Consider the following 15051-nt stretch of genomic DNA (forward strand, 5'->3'; position numbering starts at 1 on the left):
GCGCGTCACTGCGGATGCGGCGGGGTTTGAGGATGGGGTGTCATGCCGAGTGCTTTTAATTTTTCGATCTCTCCTTTCGATTGCTTGACCAACGAAGAACGCAAGTTGGTGCGCAATAGCTTGGATATTGGCTACTTTCGCGAGGCCGAGGCGATTCTTGAGCCGGGGGTGCAGCCAACGCACCTGTTTGTGATCATCAAGGGCTACGTGCAGCAGTTTGAGGGCGATGAACTCATCACCACCTTCGGGCCGGACGACAGTTTTGATGGTCGGGGCTTGGTCGCGGGCAAGGTGAGTGGGCGTTTTGTGGCCGCTGAAGAAGTGGTGGCGTACCAGCTCTCGAAGCAAGCGGTGAGCGATCTGATCTCCAGCAATGCGACCTTCGGTGCCCTGCTCTTCTCGGATCTGACCCGCAAACTCACCGCGCTTTCAGAGCGCCAAAGCCAGCACGAATTGCAGTCGCTGACCATGGCGCAAGTCGAGCAGGCGTTCATCCGGCCGGCGCACATGGTGGATGCCGATACCGACATCGTCTCGGTGGCGCGCGCCTTTCATGAGCACCGCACCAACTGCGTGTTGGTGCAAGACCACCGCGTCAACCCGCCGCGCGTGGGCGTGTTCACCAACACCGGCTTGCAAGCGGCCATCTTGAACGGCACGCCGCTGCACCAATTGGCGGTGCGCGAGCTGGCCAACTTCGAGCTGATCACCGTCCACCCGGCCGACCATCTGTTTGACGCCCTGGCCCTGATGATTCGCCACCAAATCCACCGGCTGGTGGTGGCCGACGACGAACGCATCATCGGCATCCTGCACCAGCTTGATCTGCTGAGCTTTTTGTCGAACCACTCGTACTTGATCTCGTTGCAGATCATGGAAGCCGACCAGATTGAGACGCTCAAACAAGCGGCTGAACAGATTACGCGCCTGATTTCGCTGCTGTTTCGGGGCGGCACCAAGGTGGCGCAGATCGCTCGACTGGTACAAGAGCTGAACGCCAAATTGCTGGAGCGCACCTGGCAACTGATCGCGCCGCCAGATTTGATCGCCAACAGCTGCTTGTTCGTCATGGGCAGCGAAGGACGCGGCGAACAGCTCTTAAAAACCGACCAAGACAACGGCCTGATCCTGCGCGACGGCTACATCTGTCCGCACGATCTGCCGGCTTTGGCCGAGCGTTTTAGCGCCGCCTTGATCGAGTTTGGCTTCCCGACCTGCCCGGGCAACATCATGATCAGCAACCCGGTCTGGCGGCAGTCGGTGGCTGAGTTCTCACAAACCGTGCGCCGCTGGCTGCAAAACCCCGACCCGGACAACGTGATGACGCTGGCCATTTTTATGGATTCGCACGCCGTCTGCGGCGACACCGGCCTGCTGACCCAAGTGCGCGGCGAGCTCTATCGCCTCGCGACCAACAACGCCGCGCTGCTGAGCCGCTTTGCCTCGGCCGTTGAGGCGTTCTCAAACAGCAGCGGCTGGTGGAATCGCCTGCTGCTGCTGGGCGATTCAGCGGGCAAAGAGCTGCTGGACTTGAAGAAATCGGGCACGTTCCCCGTGGTTCACGGCATCCGCAGCTTGGCGCTTGAATATCAACTCAGCCAAACCAGCACCGCACACCGCATCGAAGCCCTGGTGAAGATCGGCAAACTGCCGCCCGATATGGCCACCGACTTGATCGACAGCCTGAACTTCTTCATGGCCTTGAAGCTCAAAGTCGGTCTGGAAGCGCAGGAAACGGGGCGACCGCTTGAAGGCGGCATCCAAGTGGACAAGCTAAGCAGCTTGGACCGCGATTTGCTCAAAGACACGCTCGGTGTGGTCAAGCGCTTCAAGGCGATGCTGCATCACCGCTATCACCTTGAGTCGATCTGAGGAGCGCCATCATGTTCAACACTTGGTGGCAAGCGATTCGACGCGGTTGGCTGCTTTATCACTTGGCCGATGAGCGTTTTCGCTTCATGTACGACCCCCCGCCCGAGAACGAATGGGTCACGCTGGACTGCGAAACCACCGGCCTCGACGTGGGCCGAGACGAGATCATCTCGATTGGCGCGGTGGTCATCAAGGGCAACCGCATCATGACCAGCGAGCGACTGGAGCTGCTGATCAAGCCTTCGCGCACGGTCTCGGCCGAAAGTGTGCGTATCCACCGCCTGCGCGAACAGGATCTGGCTCAAGGTTTGGACCCCGAGGACGCGATGATGCAGTTGCTGGAGTTCATCGGCAGCCGCCCGCTGGTGGGCTATTACCTCGAATTTGACGTGGCCATGATCAACCGCGTGCTCTGGCCGATGCTGGGCGTGCCCCTGCCGCACCAGCGCTGTGAGGTCTCGTCGATGTACTACGACTACAAGAACCGCCAACGCCCAGCCCATGAGCAAGGCGGCAACATCGACTTGCGCTTCTCAACGCTGATGAATGAGCTTGAGCTGCCCGAACGCGAAGCGCACGACGCCATCAACGACGCCGTGATGGCCGGGATGGCGTTTTTGAAGTTGCGCCGACTCTTGGGGCGCTGATCTTTTGGGTCAAGCGCGCATAAAAAAACCCGGGGCAAGCCCCGGGTTTTTCATACTAGCCTCGCGGCTAGAGCGACATCAGATCAGTGACCCGAAGCGCCGGAGGAGCCCAAACCGGTTTCCGAACGGATTTGCTGAGCTTCGAAATCAGCACGTTCTTGGGTGGCATTCGCGCTGCGGTCAAGCAACGAGAAGATCCAGATCCCCACGAAAGCGATGGTCATCGAGAACAGCGCCGGCGAGGTGTAGGGGAACAAGGCCGAGCCCTTGGGGTTGCCGAGCACAGCTTCCCACACGGAAGGCGACACAACGGTCAGACCCACCGACGAGATCAGGCCCAAGAAGCCACCCGTCACAGCACCCTTGGTGGTGCAATCCTTCCACAGCACGCTCATGAAGAGCACCGGGAAGTTGGCCGAAGCCGCAATCGCGAAGGCCAACGACACCATGAAGGCGATGTTTTGCTTCTCGAAAGCCAAGCCCAGCACCACAGCGATGATGCCCAACACGATGGTCGTGATGCGCGAAACCTTCAGCTCCGAAGCGCTGTCGGCCTTGCCCTTCATGACCAAGGTGGCGTAGATGTCATGCGACACCGCCGACGCGCCCGACAAAGTCAGACCAGCCACCACCGCGAGGATGGTTGCGAAAGCCACGGCCGAGATGAAGCCCAAGAACACGTTGCCACCGACCGCATTGGCCAAGTGGATCGCAGCCATGTTGCCGCCACCCTTCAGAACGCCCTTGGCATCCAAGAACTCAGGATTGGTGGACACCAAAACGATGGCACCGAAACCGATGATGAAGGTCAGCACATAGAAGTAGCCGATCCAGGTGGTGGCCCAGAACACCGACTTACGCGCTTCCTTGGCGTTAGGCACCGTGAAGAAACGCATCAGGATGTGCGGCAAACCAGCGGTACCGAACATCAAAGCCATACCAAAGGAGATGGCCGAGATCGGGTCCTTGACGAAGTTGCCCGGGCCCATGATCGACAGGCCCTTGGCAGCAGCAGCCGCAGCCACCGTGGCCGCTGTGGCGTCCGGGTTGGTCTTCAGGGCTTCAGCCAGCAAGCCCTTGAGCGCACCGCTTTCCTTGACCTTGACGGCAGCTGCAAACAGGGCTTCAGGGCTGAAACCAAACTGCAACATCACCATGAATGCCATGAAGGACGCACCTGCCAGCAGCAAGCAAGCCTTGATGATCTGCACCCAAGTCGTCGCGGTCATGCCACCAAACAACACGTAAACCATCATCAGCGCGCCAACGATGATCACGGCATAGAAGTACTCCATGCCGAACAGCAGCTTGATCAACTGACCGGCACCCACCATCTGGGCGATCAGGTAGAAGGCGACCACCACCAACGTGCCGGCTGCCGCAAAAGCGCGGATCGGACCTTGCTGGAAACGGTAGCCAGCAACGTCAGCAAAGGTGAACTTGCCGAGGTTACGCAGCTTTTCTGCCATCAAGAAGGTGATGACGGGCCAGCCCACCAAAAAGCCGATGGAGTAGATCAAGCCGTCATAGCCGTTGGCCATCACCGCAGCAGAAATACCCAAGAACGAAGCGGCCGACATGTAGTCGCCAGCAATGGCCAAGCCATTTTGGAACCCGGTGATGCCGCCACCGCCGGTGTAGAAGTCAGCCGCCGATTTGGTCTTGGCTGCGGCCCACTTGGTGATGAACAGCGTGCCCACCACGAAGGCACCGAACATGAGAATCGCGGTCCAGTTGGTGGCTTGCTTTTCGGCTTGACCGAGGTCGGCCCCAGCAGCAAAAGCACCACCCACGGCCAGAAAAGCTGCCGCTGCGGCCAGAATTTTGGTCATGCGGCTCATTTGTTGGCTTCCTTCAGCAGTTGCTCGTTGATCGCATCGAACTCGGTATTAGCACGGCGCACGTACACGCCGGTAATCACGATCGTGAAGATGATGACGCCAAAACCGATCGGAATACCGACCGTGGTCACACCCTCTGCACTGAGGGGATGCGCGAGAATCCCTTTATTAAAAGCGATCAACGCAATGAAACCGTAATAAACAATCATCATTGCGAGAGTCAGCCACCATCCAAAGGATGTCCGCTTGGCTTTCAATTCTTTATACTTGGGGTTATCCCTGATTCGGGCAACTACGGGGTCTGTCATGCCACGCTCCTCGTTGATTTCGGTCACAGAAAAGAAAGGCTCTGCCAAAAAAAGAGCCAAATCCAGCGCGGTCGAGTCTAGGCAGGAACTCTGACCATCAGCTGACCCGTGATGCTTTTCACACCAAGGGTATTCCCTGCTTATCTTTTCGATTTTTTCTGATCAAAAAAATACAGGCCCGAAGGCCTGTATCAGAAACTATAGCGTTTCTGCTCAACGCGTCGGATACGCAATATCCACGCGACGATTTTGTGACCACGCAGCTTCGTTATGGCCCTTGACGCGGGGCTTTTCTTCGCCGTAGCTGAAAACATCCAGCTGGCTATCCTGCGCACCATAGGACTTCAAAGCGCTAGCGATGGTTTGCGCGCGCTTTTGGCCCAAAGCCAAGTTGTACTCGGTGCTGCCGCGCTCATCGGTATGGCCTTCCACACGGACACCACGGACGGGCGGATTGGCAGCCAGATACTTGCCATGCCGCTCAACAATCGCTGAGAAATCTGAGCGAACTGCGAAACGGTCAAAGTCAAAAAACACGCTACGTTCCGTGATGATGGCGCTTTGAGGGTCAAGGTGTGCAGGCGTCTTGGCCAAAACGACCGGCGACGCGGCCTGTTTGACGGGCGCGGGGGCATCAGCATCGGGCACTTGCAAGGATGGCTGCGCCGCCAAGCTGCCTGTCGGCGGGACTTGCAACTCAGGCACCACAGGTGGCGACGGAGCTTCCACGGTCGCCACCGGGGTAGACAGCGGCTCTTGCACGGGTGGCGGCGGATCCGTCGGCTCATCATCCCAAGGCATCGAGCCGCAAGCCGTCAGACACAAGGCCACCAAAGGCGTCAGAAGTTTGGTTGTGTATTTCATCGCATACCCCAAAGTAATCGAAACTGATCGTCCTGTGAGAATGTCAAGGCGAGGAACCGTCATTGCGTTGGTCAGCGGCAGGTGTTGTTGTCCGCTGGGGGTGCTTAGAAGCAGCTCGGTGGTGCATGGCAGCCTTGTGGGCGGCCTTCTCTGCCGAACTCTTCTTGACTTTCTTACCTGCATGAACGTGGCTAGATTTCTTCTTGCCTGACTTTTTCGTCACAGCTTCGTCATGCTGCTTTACGGCATGGCGCTTAGCATGCTTGCCAGTATGCCGCGAAGCACGCGCCTCTGAATGCGTCACGCTCTCACGAGCGTGGGATGGTGTGGCAAAGCCCTCACCTTTTCGATCTGTAGCGGCGCGCCGATCCGGCGGCGGCAAAAAAACGGGTGCCGGCGATGGTGCCGGCGCGGGCATCGCGCCTAAGGTCGGGCTCGACGGCAAAGGCTGCGGCGTCCGATACGGAGCGGTCGGGGCCGGTGGTTGCAAAGGCGGCAACGGCGAGGTTTGTGCAACCCCAACCGCCGAATAAAGCACCACCAAAGCGGCAATGATCTGTTTTTTCATTTTGAACTCGGAAGAGTTGTAGAAACTGACGGCGTGAACCATCGCTCGTCCGATTGTGCCAATGAATTGAGGCTTCTGGAACGACAGAGACCAACAATTAGGGGCTACGTCAATCGAAGCGAGCTTGGCGCAACCATTTGGTAGCAACCCACTTCTCACCCGCCAGAACTTCACTGCCCCCATGCAAGGTCAGACTTGCCGTGGATGCTATCGGGTAACTGAAGAAGAGCGCACTGCCCTTGCGCGGCAAGACATCCAAACCAATATCAGGAAATGAGGTGGATCCACCTTGCGCAGGTGTATTGAGATACATCACCAATGTCCCCAAGCGTTGCCCTCCTCGACGCAGAATGGCAGAGGTGCTGGGTAAACTGGTATCAAAATAGTCGTAATGCGGTTTGTACTGCGCCCCCGGACGATAGCGCAGGATTTGCAGGCCTTCACCATTTTCTACAGGCCAATGCATCAAGGCAGCAATACGGGCTTCAATACGCTCAATCAAAGGGGCTGCACCACGCGAGAAAAACATCCCCTCACTGGTTCGGGCTTCATGGACGGCACTGCCACCCGTTTTCTCATCCACCGTTTCCGAGCGCTGCAACCGGCTCTGAGCCAAGCTGATCAGCTCGTCACATTCGTCATCCGAAAGAAAATGCCCGAACACCACCACTCTGGGTTGCTTCAAACTCAGCAAGACCTCGACGGTATGCTCACCCACCGTCAAACTTGATGGCCACGATGACAAATCCGGCTCTGGACAAGGAGATGGCTCGGGCTGCGGCGGCACAGCAGCAAGCAGGGTCGTCAACACTTGCTCAGCCATGGGCTCTTGCCATCCACTGCTCAACATGGACCGAAGCATCCCTTCTTTGGATACTCCTTGGCGTTGTTGTTCCGCCACCCACTGACGCAACTCTTCACTGATCACAGCAGACTCCATACACATCATCATGAATGCAGCCAATATACAATACTTGTTTGAACAACTATCAAAAAATAATCCAAATCCCATCACAGAACTCACATACAACTCTCCTTTTGAACTCCTTGTGGCTGTTATTTTGTCGGCCCAAGCGACAGATGTGAGCGTCAATAAGGTTACGCCCGCTTTATTCAAAAAATATAAAACACCTGAAACCTTATCTAAGATAAGCCAAGAAGAACTTGAACTTTATATTAAGTCGATTGGCTTATATAAAAGCAAAGCACGCCACATCATCGCCACCGCTAAAATGTTGGTCGATCAGCATCAAGGCGCTGTGCCCTCCACCAGACAAGCGCTTGAAAAACTTCCAGGTGTTGGCCGAAAAACCGCCAATGTCATTTTGAACATTGTCTTTAACGAGCCCACCCTCGCCGTAGACACCCACGTATTCCGCGTCGCCAACCGAACAGGTCTTGCGCCCGGCAAGACACCCCATGAGGTCGAAGCCAAGCTGATGGCCTGCGTGCCCAAAGCCTTCATGATGAACGCGCATCACTGGCTTTTGCTTCATGGCCGACATGTCTGCCGCGCCAAGACGCCCTCATGCTGCACCTGCGTCATCGCATCACAGTGCATGTTTGAAGATAAAACGACATAAAAAAAGCCACCTTAGGTGGCTTTGCTTTGCAATATATGGCGGAGTGGACGGGACTCGAACCCGCGACCCCCGGCGTGACAGGCCGGTATTCTAACCAACTGAACTACCACTCCGCAGTGGCGACCCCTAGGGGATTCGAACCCCTGTACCGACCGTGAAAGGGTCGTGTCCTAGGCCTCTAGACGAAGGGGTCTATCAAACAAACAAATTCTTGGCGGAGTGGACGGGACTCGAACCCGCGACCCCCGGCGTGACAGGCCGGTATTCTAACCAACTGAACTACCACTCCGCAGTGGCGACCCCTAGGGGATTCGAACCCCTGTACCGACCGTGAAAGGGTCGTGTCCTAGGCCTCTAGACGAAGGGGTCTAAACCTTCATACTTGAACTTCAAAACGCTTTGTTGGTGGAGGTAAGCGGGATCGAACCGCTGACCTCTTGCATGCCATGCAAGCGCTCTCCCAGCTGAGCTATACCCCCTCGGAAGCATCTCGTTGTTCAAGCGAGAACGAAATTATGGCAAATTTTTAAATGCTTTGCAAGCGCTGTTCGATGATTTTTTTATCAAAGAGCTCAAGCACGGCATCCACGGAGGGCGTCTGCGCTCGACCGCACACCAAAACACGCAGCGGGATGGCCAATTGCGGCATCTTCAACTTGAATTCGCCGATGGTTTCCTTGATCGCCTGATTGATGCTCACCTTGTCCCAAGCGGGCAAGGCCAGCAGGCGATCTCGCAAGGCCGCCAAGGCCGGGCGCGATGCCTCGTTCACGTGCTGGGCCAGATCAGACTCACTGGGCTGCACATCACTGAAGTAGATCGAGAGCCACTCGGCCAGCTCAACCGTGGTGCTGCAACGGTCTTTGAACAGCGCACACATCGCAGCCAAACGCTCATCAACCGTCACCGTCAAACCACGACGCTCCAACTGCGCCGCCACCAAGCCAGCCAACACAGCGTTGTCACAGCTCTTCATGTGCTGGGCGTTGACCCAGCGCAGCTTGGCTTCGTCGAACTGACCGGCACTCTTGCCAAGATGATCCAAGTTGAACCACTCAACCAGTTTTTCGCGGCTGAAGATCTCGTCGTCACCATGGCTCCAGCCCAAGCGGGCCAGATAGTTCACCACGGCATCGGCCAGATAACCTTCTTCGCGGTACTGCGTCACTGGCTTGGCACCGTGGCGCTTGCTCATCTTTTCGCCCTGCTCGTTCAGCACCGTGGGCAGGTGGGCATAGATCGGCGGCTCAACCCCGAGCGCACGGAAGATATGAATCTGGCGCGGCGTGTTGTTGACGTGGTCATCACCCCGGATCACGTGCGTGATCGCCATGTCGATGTCATCGACCACGACGCAGAAGTTGTAGGTCGGCGTGCCATCGGGTCGCGCGATCACCAAATCATCGAGCTCGTCATTGCTGATCTCGATGCGGCCCTTGACCTTATCCTCCCAGACCACCGAACCGCCTTGCGGCGTCTTGAAGCGCAGCACCGGCAGCACGCCTTCGGGCACGGGCGGCAAGACTTTGCCTTCTTCCGGCCGCCAAGTGCCGTCATAGCGCGGCTTTTCCTTGGCGGCCATTTGGCGTTCGCGCAGCGCATCGAGTTCAGTGGTGCTCATGTAGCAGGGATAAACCGCACCGCGCTGCTGCAACTGTGCCAGCACCTCTTTGTAGCGCGCCATGCGCTGCATCTGATAGAACGGCCCTTCGTCGTGATCGAGACCGAGCCACTTCATGCCCTCAACGATCACATCAACCGCCGCCTGGGAAGAGCGTTCAACATCGGTGTCTTCGATGCGAAGGACGAACACGCCGCCGGTGGCCCGGGCAAAAGCCCATGGATACAGCGCCGAGCGGATGTTGCCGAGGTGGATGAAGCCGGTGGGCGACGGGGCAAAACGAGTACGTACTTGGGTCATGACAGATTCAAATCAGGGCGAGGCCGCGCGCGAGGTCAGCCTTCAAGTCTTCGATGTGTTCCAAGCCGACAGCGACGCGGATCATGCCCTGCGTGATCCCAGCAGCCAGGCGCTGGTCTTCGCTCAGCCGGCCGTGCGAGGTGCTCGACGGATGGGTGATGGTGGTTTTGGTGTCACCCAGATTGGAGGTGATCGAGCAAATACGGGTCGCATCGATCACCGTAAAAGCGTGGGTGCGCCCCGTTTCGGGACGGTCACCGCGCACGATGAAGCTCACCACCGCGCCACCCAGACCACTTTGCTGCGCCATGGCCAGCGCGTGCTGTGGATGCGACGCCAAACCGGGGTAATAGGTGCGCGCTACTTGGGGTTGGGCCTCCAACCACGCGGCCAATTCAAACGCAGCACGGCTCTGGGCCTGCATACGAATCGTCAGCGTCTCCAGCCCCTTCAGCACGACCCATGCATTGAAGGGTGACAAGCACATGCCAGCCGAACGCATCACGGGCATGAACTTGGTGTCGATCAGCGCTTGCGAGGCACAAACAGCACCCGCCACCACGCGCCCCTGGCCATCGAGGTACTTGGTGCCCGAATGGATGATCACATCCGCGCCCAACTTGGCGGGCTGCTGCAAGGCCGGTGAGCAAAAGCAGTTGTCCACCGCCAGCAAGGCCCCTGCGCCATGCGCCACATCGGCCAAGGCGCGGATATCGCAAACCTCGGTGAGCGGATTACTTGGCGTTTCGGCAAAAAACAGCTTGGTGTTGGGCTGGACGGCGGCCTGCCAAGCACCGACATCGGTCTGCGAGACAAACGTGGTCTGCACCCCAAACTTGCCGAATTCACCCTGCAAAAGGCGAATGGTCGAACCAAAGACGCTCTGCGAGCACACCACATGGTCGCCGGCCTTGAGCAGCCCCATCACCAGCAACATGATGGCGGCCATGCCGCTGCTGGTAGCGATGCAGGCTTCGGTGCCTTCGAGCGCCGCCAGTCGGCGCTCCATCATCATGGTGGTCGGATTGGTGAAGCGGCTGTAGACGAAGGCCTCTTCTTCGTTGGCAAAGCGCGCTGCGGCCGTGGCCGCGTCCGGATGCACGAAGCTGCTGGTCAAGAACAGCGCTTCAGAGTTCTCACCCCAGGGGGTGGCTGGCAGCCCTTCGCGTACCGCAATGGTTTCGCTGCGCGCATCTTGCGGCAACAGCACCCGGGGCAACCGCCCAGGCTCTTGGGTGGAACGACTCATGGGATGTCCTTCTTATTTTCAGTCTTGTTCTCAATCCACTGCGTTTTGCAGCGCCAGCCGGGAGTGCTGCGCAGCATCCTCTTCTTGGGGCTGGGCAGCGCGCTGGGTTTGCATGGCGGTGAAATCCTCGACCGTCACATCGCCGGTGATGTAGTGGCCATCAAAACACGACGCCTCAAAGCCCGTCAGAGCGGGATTGAGCACCGAGACAGCGCGCTTCATCGCCTCCACATCTTGATAAATCAGGGCATCACAGCCGATGTAGTCCCGAATTTCTTCGAGTGTTCGGCCGTGGGCAATCAACTCGGTTTTGGTCGGCATGTCGATGCCGTAGACATTGGGAAAACGCACCGGCGGTGCGGCCGAAGCCATGTAGACCTTGTTGGCACCCGCTTCACGGGCCATCTGCACAATCTCGCGGCTGGTGGTACCACGCACGATCGAGTCATCGACCAGCAACACATTGCGGCCCTTGAACTCCATACCGATGGCGTTGAGCTTTTGGCGCACGCTCTTCTTGCGCACGCTTTGCCCCGGCATGATGAAGGTACGACCCACGTAGCGGTTTTTAACGAAACCTTCGCGGTACGGCTTGCCCAAGCGGTGCGCCAACTGCATGGCGGACGGCCGGCTTGATTCGGGGATCGGAATCACGACGTCGATCTCATTGGGCGCCAAGGTATTGATGACGCGCTGCGCCAGCGTTTCACCCATATTGAGGCGTGCGTGATAGACCGAAATGCCGTCGATGACCGAATCGGGCCGCGCCAAGTAGACGAACTCGAACACGCAGGGGTTAAGCACGGGCGCATCCGCGCATTGCTGACTGTGCAAAGTGCCGTTCATGTCGATGAATACCGCCTCACCCGGTGCCACATCACGCAGCAGCTGATGCCCCGTACCTTCGAGCGCCACCGATTCGCTAGCGACCATCCACTCATCATTGCCTTGAGCCGACTGCAAGGCACCCAGACACAGTGGACGAATACCGAACGGATCGCGGAAAGCCAACAAGCCGTAGCCGGCGATCAGGGCCACCACGGCGTAGGAGCCCTTGATGCGCCGATGCACTTCGCTCACCGCTTTGAAAATCTCGACCGTCCCGAGCGTGGACCCATGCGCCGCCTGTTGCAGTTCATGGGCCAAAACGTTGATCAGCACCTCGGTATCACTGTCGGTGTTCAGATGCCGACGGTCGATATCGCTCAGTTCTTTCTTGAGCGCATGGGCGTTGGTCAGATTGCCGTTATGCACCAATACCAAACCGAAAGGCGCGTTAACGTAGAACGGCTGGGCCTCTTCCTCGCTGTAGGCGTTACCCGCCGTGGGGTAACGGGCCTGACCCAGACCGACCGTCCCCGGCAGGGAGCGCATGTTGCGGGTACGAAACACATCGCGCACCATACCGCGCGCTTTATGCATGAAGAACTTGGTGCCTACGGCGGTCACGATCCCGGCGGCATCTTGCCCCCGGTGCTGCAACAACAACAACGCGTCATAGATCAACTGATTGACGGGCGACTTAGAAATCACCCCGACGATGCCACACATCGATACTCCCTCGGTTCCAGAAATTTCAAAAATTAGGCAGCAAAGGCAGAAACACTTGGCCAAGCTGCTTCACCCAACGTATACCGACTGAAGTAAGCCAGATGTCTTGGCGACTCAGCGGTGTCATCGCCAGCAAAGTGACCAGCGCCAACAACACCGCCCCACCCCGTGCAAAACCAAACAAAGCACCCAGCCAATGGTCGATGGCCCCCAAGGGGGAAGCATGGATGACTTGACGTACCAAGCTCGTCAACAGCCGAGCGATCAGCAAGACCGCGATGAAAACAACGGCAAAACCAACCGCAGCGCTGATGGCTGGGTCATGGATAGGTAAAGGGATCTTGGCCCCGGCCGTGGCCCCGGCTTGACGCGCCACAAGCCATGCCGCCAACCACCCCAGCATGGACAACAGCTCAAACACCAAGCCGCGAAAAATCCCCACGACCATGGACAAGGTCAACACGGCCAGCATGATTCCATCGATCCAGCCCATCGATTTACTGCACCATGATGGCTGCTGGCAATCCACCTGAACGCATGCGCGCCATCACGGCATTGGCCTCTTCGCGCGAGGTGTACGGTCCGACCCGCACTCGAATACGCCGGCCAGCGGGGGTCGTGAGGTTTTGCTCGTGGGCCGCAAGGCCCAATTGCTCCACACGCTGATGCATGTCATGCGCCGCACTGGGCTGCTCAAATGCACCCGCTTGAACAAAGAAACGCACCACAGCCTCAGAGGTGCTCGCAGCTTTTTTCTCGGCACGCCCCTCCAGCAACGCTTGGGCACGCTCTGATTCCGTCTTGGTCGGTCGATGCGTCGTAGCAGGTGGAGGCAGCTGCGATGCTGCGGTCTTGGGTACCGTAGTAGTAGTGGTCGTAGTAGTAGTAGCACTGGCAGCCCCCGCCAAAGCCCGTGGTGGTGGTGAAACCTTAGAGGCGGCGGGGAAAGAAGCCACGGGGGGTGAAGCAGGGATAGCGCCCGTAGAAGCTGCCACAGCGGCAGCCATAGGGGCGGCTGAAGCGGCCGATTCAGGGTGGCCCACCATCTCGACTTTGACACCCGCACCCGCCGACAAGGGCCGAGGCTGACTATCAAAAACCCGGGGCAGTACCAAAACAGCCGCAGAGACAAGCACCACAGCACCGATCAGTCGATGCCGAGCGCGCACCCTTAGGTGCTCAAGCTGGGCAACATCGACGGCTCCCGACTTGACGAGTTCAACCGGCTTGGTCTTGCGCTGCAAAAAAGAGAGGAGTCCCATGGGCTAGATCGGTGGCGAGCGAAACTCAGTGCGAGCCCGTCAAAGACAAGGCGATTCCGGCTTTGGGTGTCGCGATATGCGTGCCCATCAAGCTCGGAAGCCCTGCTTCCAACACACCACCCACAGTATAGAAAGAGCCAAAGACGATGATTCTATCAGCGGGGTCGGCCTCAGACAGTGCAGCCCGAAGGGCGGCAAGCGGGGAATCATGCCGATGAACCCGGGTGGCGTTGCCATCGGTTGACACCGACTCGGGGGAGTGGATCACTGCCGCAAGTTGATCGGCAGAAGCCGCCCGTGCTGTGGGCAAATCACAACAATGCCAAACATCGACCAAAGCCAGCAAGGGGCTGACCAAATGCTCCAGATCTTTGTCGGCCATGGCCCCAAACACGGCCAGCGTGCGGGGGAAAAACCCCATTTGATCTAGGTTTTGCGCCAAGGCCGCTGCGGCGTGGGGGTTGTGTGCCACGTCAAGCACCAACGTCGGCTGGCCGGGAACGATCTGAAAGCGCCCAGGCAAGTTCACCATGGCCAGCCCATTGCGGATCGCCTGAGCCGGAACCGGCAAGCGATCCCGCAAAGCAGCCAACGCTGCCAAAACACCCGACGCATTGATCAGCTGATTGGCTCCGCGCAAGGCGGGATAAGCCAGTGCGTTATGGCGGCGACTACGACCGCTCCAGCTCCACTGCTGGCGATCGCCTGAATAGTTGAAATCGCGACCGAACAGCCACACATCCGCCCCAACAGCTTGGGCATGGGCCAGCACACTGGCCGGAGGCATGGGGTCCGAGAGAATGACCGGCCGATCCGCACGGATGATGCCGGCCTTTTCCCGCCCGATACTTTCCCGGTCTGAGCCCAACCAAGCGCTGTGGTCGATGTCGATGCAGGTGATCACGGCGCAATCGGCATCGATGGCATTGACCGCATCAAGCCGCCCACCCAGCCCAACTTCCAACACCACGGCATCCAAGGGTTCGGCGGCCAAGCAGTGCAGGATGGCCAAGGTGGTGAACTCAAAGTAAGTGAGCTCCACCGCCTCACCGCCCGCTTGGCGAGCCAGCTCCACCGCCTTGAAGTGCGGCAACAATGTCTCGGCATTGACGATCTCGCCATTCAAGCGCAGACGCTCTTCAAAATGCACCAAGTGGGGCGAGGTGTAGACCCCCACCCGATAGCCGGCCTGCAACAAGATGGCCTCAAGCATGGCGCAGGTTGAACCCTTGCCATTGGTACCCGCCACTGTAAAAACAGGCACCTCAAAATGCAAACCCAAGCGATCACGCAAACGCACCACCCGTGCGAGGGTGAGATCAATTTCTCGGGGATGCAGACGCTCGCAATGCGCAAGCCACTCAGCCAGACTCGAAGGAAACATG

At 58.3% G+C, this 15051-nt stretch carries 14 protein-coding genes and 5 tRNA genes; 3 read left to right on the forward strand and 16 right to left on the reverse strand.

The window, feature by feature from the left end:
• Positions 1 to 42: 42 nt before the first annotated feature.
• On the forward strand, positions 43 to 1872 hold the full coding sequence (locus AC3VI7_RS04715; RefSeq protein WP_489667497.1) for a DUF294 nucleotidyltransferase-like domain-containing protein: 1830 nt from the start codon (positions 43 to 45) through the stop codon (positions 1870 to 1872).
• 11 nt (positions 1873 to 1883) lie between these two features.
• Entirely contained in the window at positions 1884 to 2519 is a 636-nt protein-coding gene (locus AC3VI7_RS04720; RefSeq protein ID WP_489667499.1) for a 3'-5' exonuclease, read from the forward strand.
• An 83-nt stretch (positions 2520 to 2602) separates the two neighbouring features.
• On the opposite strand, the gene AC3VI7_RS04725 is transcribed toward AC3VI7_RS04720, so the two are convergent.
• From AC3VI7_RS04725 to AC3VI7_RS04745, 5 genes are all read right to left on the reverse strand, one after another.
• On the reverse strand, positions 2603 to 4360 hold the full coding sequence (locus tag AC3VI7_RS04725) for a cation acetate symporter (protein WP_489667500.1): 1758 nt from the start codon (positions 4358 to 4360) through the stop codon (positions 2603 to 2605).
• Entirely contained in the window at positions 4357 to 4668 is a 312-nt protein-coding gene (locus tag AC3VI7_RS04730; RefSeq protein WP_489667501.1) for a DUF485 domain-containing protein, read from the reverse strand. Before AC3VI7_RS04730 ends, AC3VI7_RS04725 begins: the two co-directional genes overlap by 4 nt.
• Before the next feature lie 213 nt (positions 4669 to 4881).
• A complete protein-coding gene (gene pal / locus AC3VI7_RS04735; protein WP_489667502.1) occupies positions 4882 to 5532 on the reverse strand; it encodes a peptidoglycan-associated lipoprotein Pal in 651 nt (216 codons plus the stop codon).
• Positions 5533 to 5575: 43 nt separating this feature from the next.
• Positions 5576 to 6142 (reverse strand): hypothetical protein, encoded by a 567-nt coding sequence (locus tag AC3VI7_RS04740; RefSeq protein ID WP_489667504.1) that lies wholly within the window; start codon positions 6140 to 6142, stop codon positions 5576 to 5578.
• A gap of 67 nt (positions 6143 to 6209) precedes the next feature.
• Positions 6210 to 7040: a 2OG-Fe(II) oxygenase gene (locus AC3VI7_RS04745; protein WP_489667505.1), complete on the reverse strand. Its 831-nt coding sequence runs from the start codon at positions 7038 to 7040 to the stop codon at positions 6210 to 6212.
• Positions 7041 to 7050: 10 nt separating this feature from the next.
• Between AC3VI7_RS04745 and nth the strand changes: the two genes are divergently transcribed.
• Positions 7051 to 7683 (forward strand): endonuclease III, encoded by a 633-nt coding sequence (gene nth, locus AC3VI7_RS04750; RefSeq protein WP_489667506.1) that lies wholly within the window; start codon positions 7051 to 7053, stop codon positions 7681 to 7683.
• A 36-nt stretch (positions 7684 to 7719) separates the two neighbouring features.
• Here the strand turns inward: nth and AC3VI7_RS04755 are convergent.
• The 11 genes from AC3VI7_RS04755 to folC all read right to left on the reverse strand — a co-directional run bounded on the left by AC3VI7_RS04755 (position 7720) and on the right by folC (position 15050).
• A tRNA-Asp gene (locus tag AC3VI7_RS04755) sits at positions 7720 to 7796 on the reverse strand.
• A 4-nt stretch (positions 7797 to 7800) separates the two neighbouring features.
• Positions 7801 to 7876, reverse strand: a tRNA-Glu gene (locus AC3VI7_RS04760).
• A gap of 19 nt (positions 7877 to 7895) precedes the next feature.
• Positions 7896 to 7972, reverse strand: a tRNA-Asp gene (locus tag AC3VI7_RS04765).
• Between the two features lie 4 nt (positions 7973 to 7976).
• Positions 7977 to 8052 (reverse strand) — tRNA-Glu (locus AC3VI7_RS04770).
• A 34-nt stretch (positions 8053 to 8086) separates the two neighbouring features.
• Positions 8087 to 8162: transfer RNA gene (locus tag AC3VI7_RS04775), tRNA-Ala, on the reverse strand.
• A 47-nt stretch (positions 8163 to 8209) separates the two neighbouring features.
• On the reverse strand, positions 8210 to 9604 hold the full coding sequence (gltX, locus tag AC3VI7_RS04780; protein WP_489667507.1) for a glutamate--tRNA ligase: 1395 nt from the start codon (positions 9602 to 9604) through the stop codon (positions 8210 to 8212).
• Positions 9605 to 9611: 7 nt separating this feature from the next.
• The gene (locus AC3VI7_RS04785; RefSeq protein ID WP_489667508.1) at positions 9612 to 10853 is read right to left on the reverse strand and encodes an O-succinylhomoserine sulfhydrylase; all 1242 of its coding nucleotides are present in this window, start codon (positions 10851 to 10853) and stop codon (positions 9612 to 9614) included.
• Between the two features lie 30 nt (positions 10854 to 10883).
• The gene (gene purF / locus AC3VI7_RS04790) at positions 10884 to 12404 is read right to left on the reverse strand and encodes an amidophosphoribosyltransferase (RefSeq protein WP_489667509.1); all 1521 of its coding nucleotides are present in this window, start codon (positions 12402 to 12404) and stop codon (positions 10884 to 10886) included.
• A gap of 25 nt (positions 12405 to 12429) precedes the next feature.
• On the reverse strand, positions 12430 to 12876 hold the full coding sequence (locus AC3VI7_RS04795; RefSeq protein ID WP_489671409.1) for a CvpA family protein: 447 nt from the start codon (positions 12874 to 12876) through the stop codon (positions 12430 to 12432).
• Positions 12877 to 12901: 25 nt separating this feature from the next.
• Positions 12902 to 13666: an SPOR domain-containing protein gene (locus tag AC3VI7_RS04800; protein WP_489667512.1), complete on the reverse strand. Its 765-nt coding sequence runs from the start codon at positions 13664 to 13666 to the stop codon at positions 12902 to 12904.
• Positions 13667 to 13691: 25 nt separating this feature from the next.
• A complete protein-coding gene (gene folC / locus AC3VI7_RS04805; RefSeq protein ID WP_489667513.1) occupies positions 13692 to 15050 on the reverse strand; it encodes a bifunctional tetrahydrofolate synthase/dihydrofolate synthase in 1359 nt (452 codons plus the stop codon).
• Between the last annotated feature and the right edge of the window lies 1 nt (position 15051).

The organism is Leptothrix toolikensis (SeqCode), assembly GCF_057922285.1.

Coding starts and splice junctions, on each gene's coding strand:
- AC3VI7_RS04720 (WP_489667499.1), top strand. CDS start 1,884: ATGTTCAACACTTGGTGGCAAGCGATTCGACGCGGTTGGCTGCTTTAT.
- AC3VI7_RS04740 (WP_489667504.1), bottom strand. CDS start 6,142: ATGGTTCACGCCGTCAGTTTCTACAACTCTTCCGAGTTCAAAATGAAA.
- pal (WP_489667502.1), bottom strand. CDS start 5,532: ATGAAATACACAACCAAACTTCTGACGCCTTTGGTGGCCTTGTGTCTG.
- gltX (WP_489667507.1), bottom strand. CDS start 9,604: ATGACCCAAGTACGTACTCGTTTTGCCCCGTCGCCCACCGGCTTCATC.
- AC3VI7_RS04715 (WP_489667497.1), top strand. CDS start 43: ATGCCGAGTGCTTTTAATTTTTCGATCTCTCCTTTCGATTGCTTGACC.
- AC3VI7_RS04785 (WP_489667508.1), bottom strand. CDS start 10,853: ATGAGTCGTTCCACCCAAGAGCCTGGGCGGTTGCCCCGGGTGCTGTTG.
- AC3VI7_RS04800 (WP_489667512.1), bottom strand. CDS start 13,666: ATGGGACTCCTCTCTTTTTTGCAGCGCAAGACCAAGCCGGTTGAACTC.
- AC3VI7_RS04745 (WP_489667505.1), bottom strand. CDS start 7,040: ATGGAGTCTGCTGTGATCAGTGAAGAGTTGCGTCAGTGGGTGGCGGAA.
- nth (WP_489667506.1), top strand. CDS start 7,051: ATGAATGCAGCCAATATACAATACTTGTTTGAACAACTATCAAAAAAT.
- AC3VI7_RS04725 (WP_489667500.1), bottom strand. CDS start 4,360: ATGAGCCGCATGACCAAAATTCTGGCCGCAGCGGCAGCTTTTCTGGCC.
- purF (WP_489667509.1), bottom strand. CDS start 12,404: ATGTGTGGCATCGTCGGGGTGATTTCTAAGTCGCCCGTCAATCAGTTG.
- AC3VI7_RS04795 (WP_489671409.1), bottom strand. CDS start 12,876: ATGCTGGCCGTGTTGACCTTGTCCATGGTCGTGGGGATTTTTCGCGGC.
- AC3VI7_RS04730 (WP_489667501.1), bottom strand. CDS start 4,668: ATGACAGACCCCGTAGTTGCCCGAATCAGGGATAACCCCAAGTATAAA.
- folC (WP_489667513.1), bottom strand. CDS start 15,050: ATGTTTCCTTCGAGTCTGGCTGAGTGGCTTGCGCATTGCGAGCGTCTG.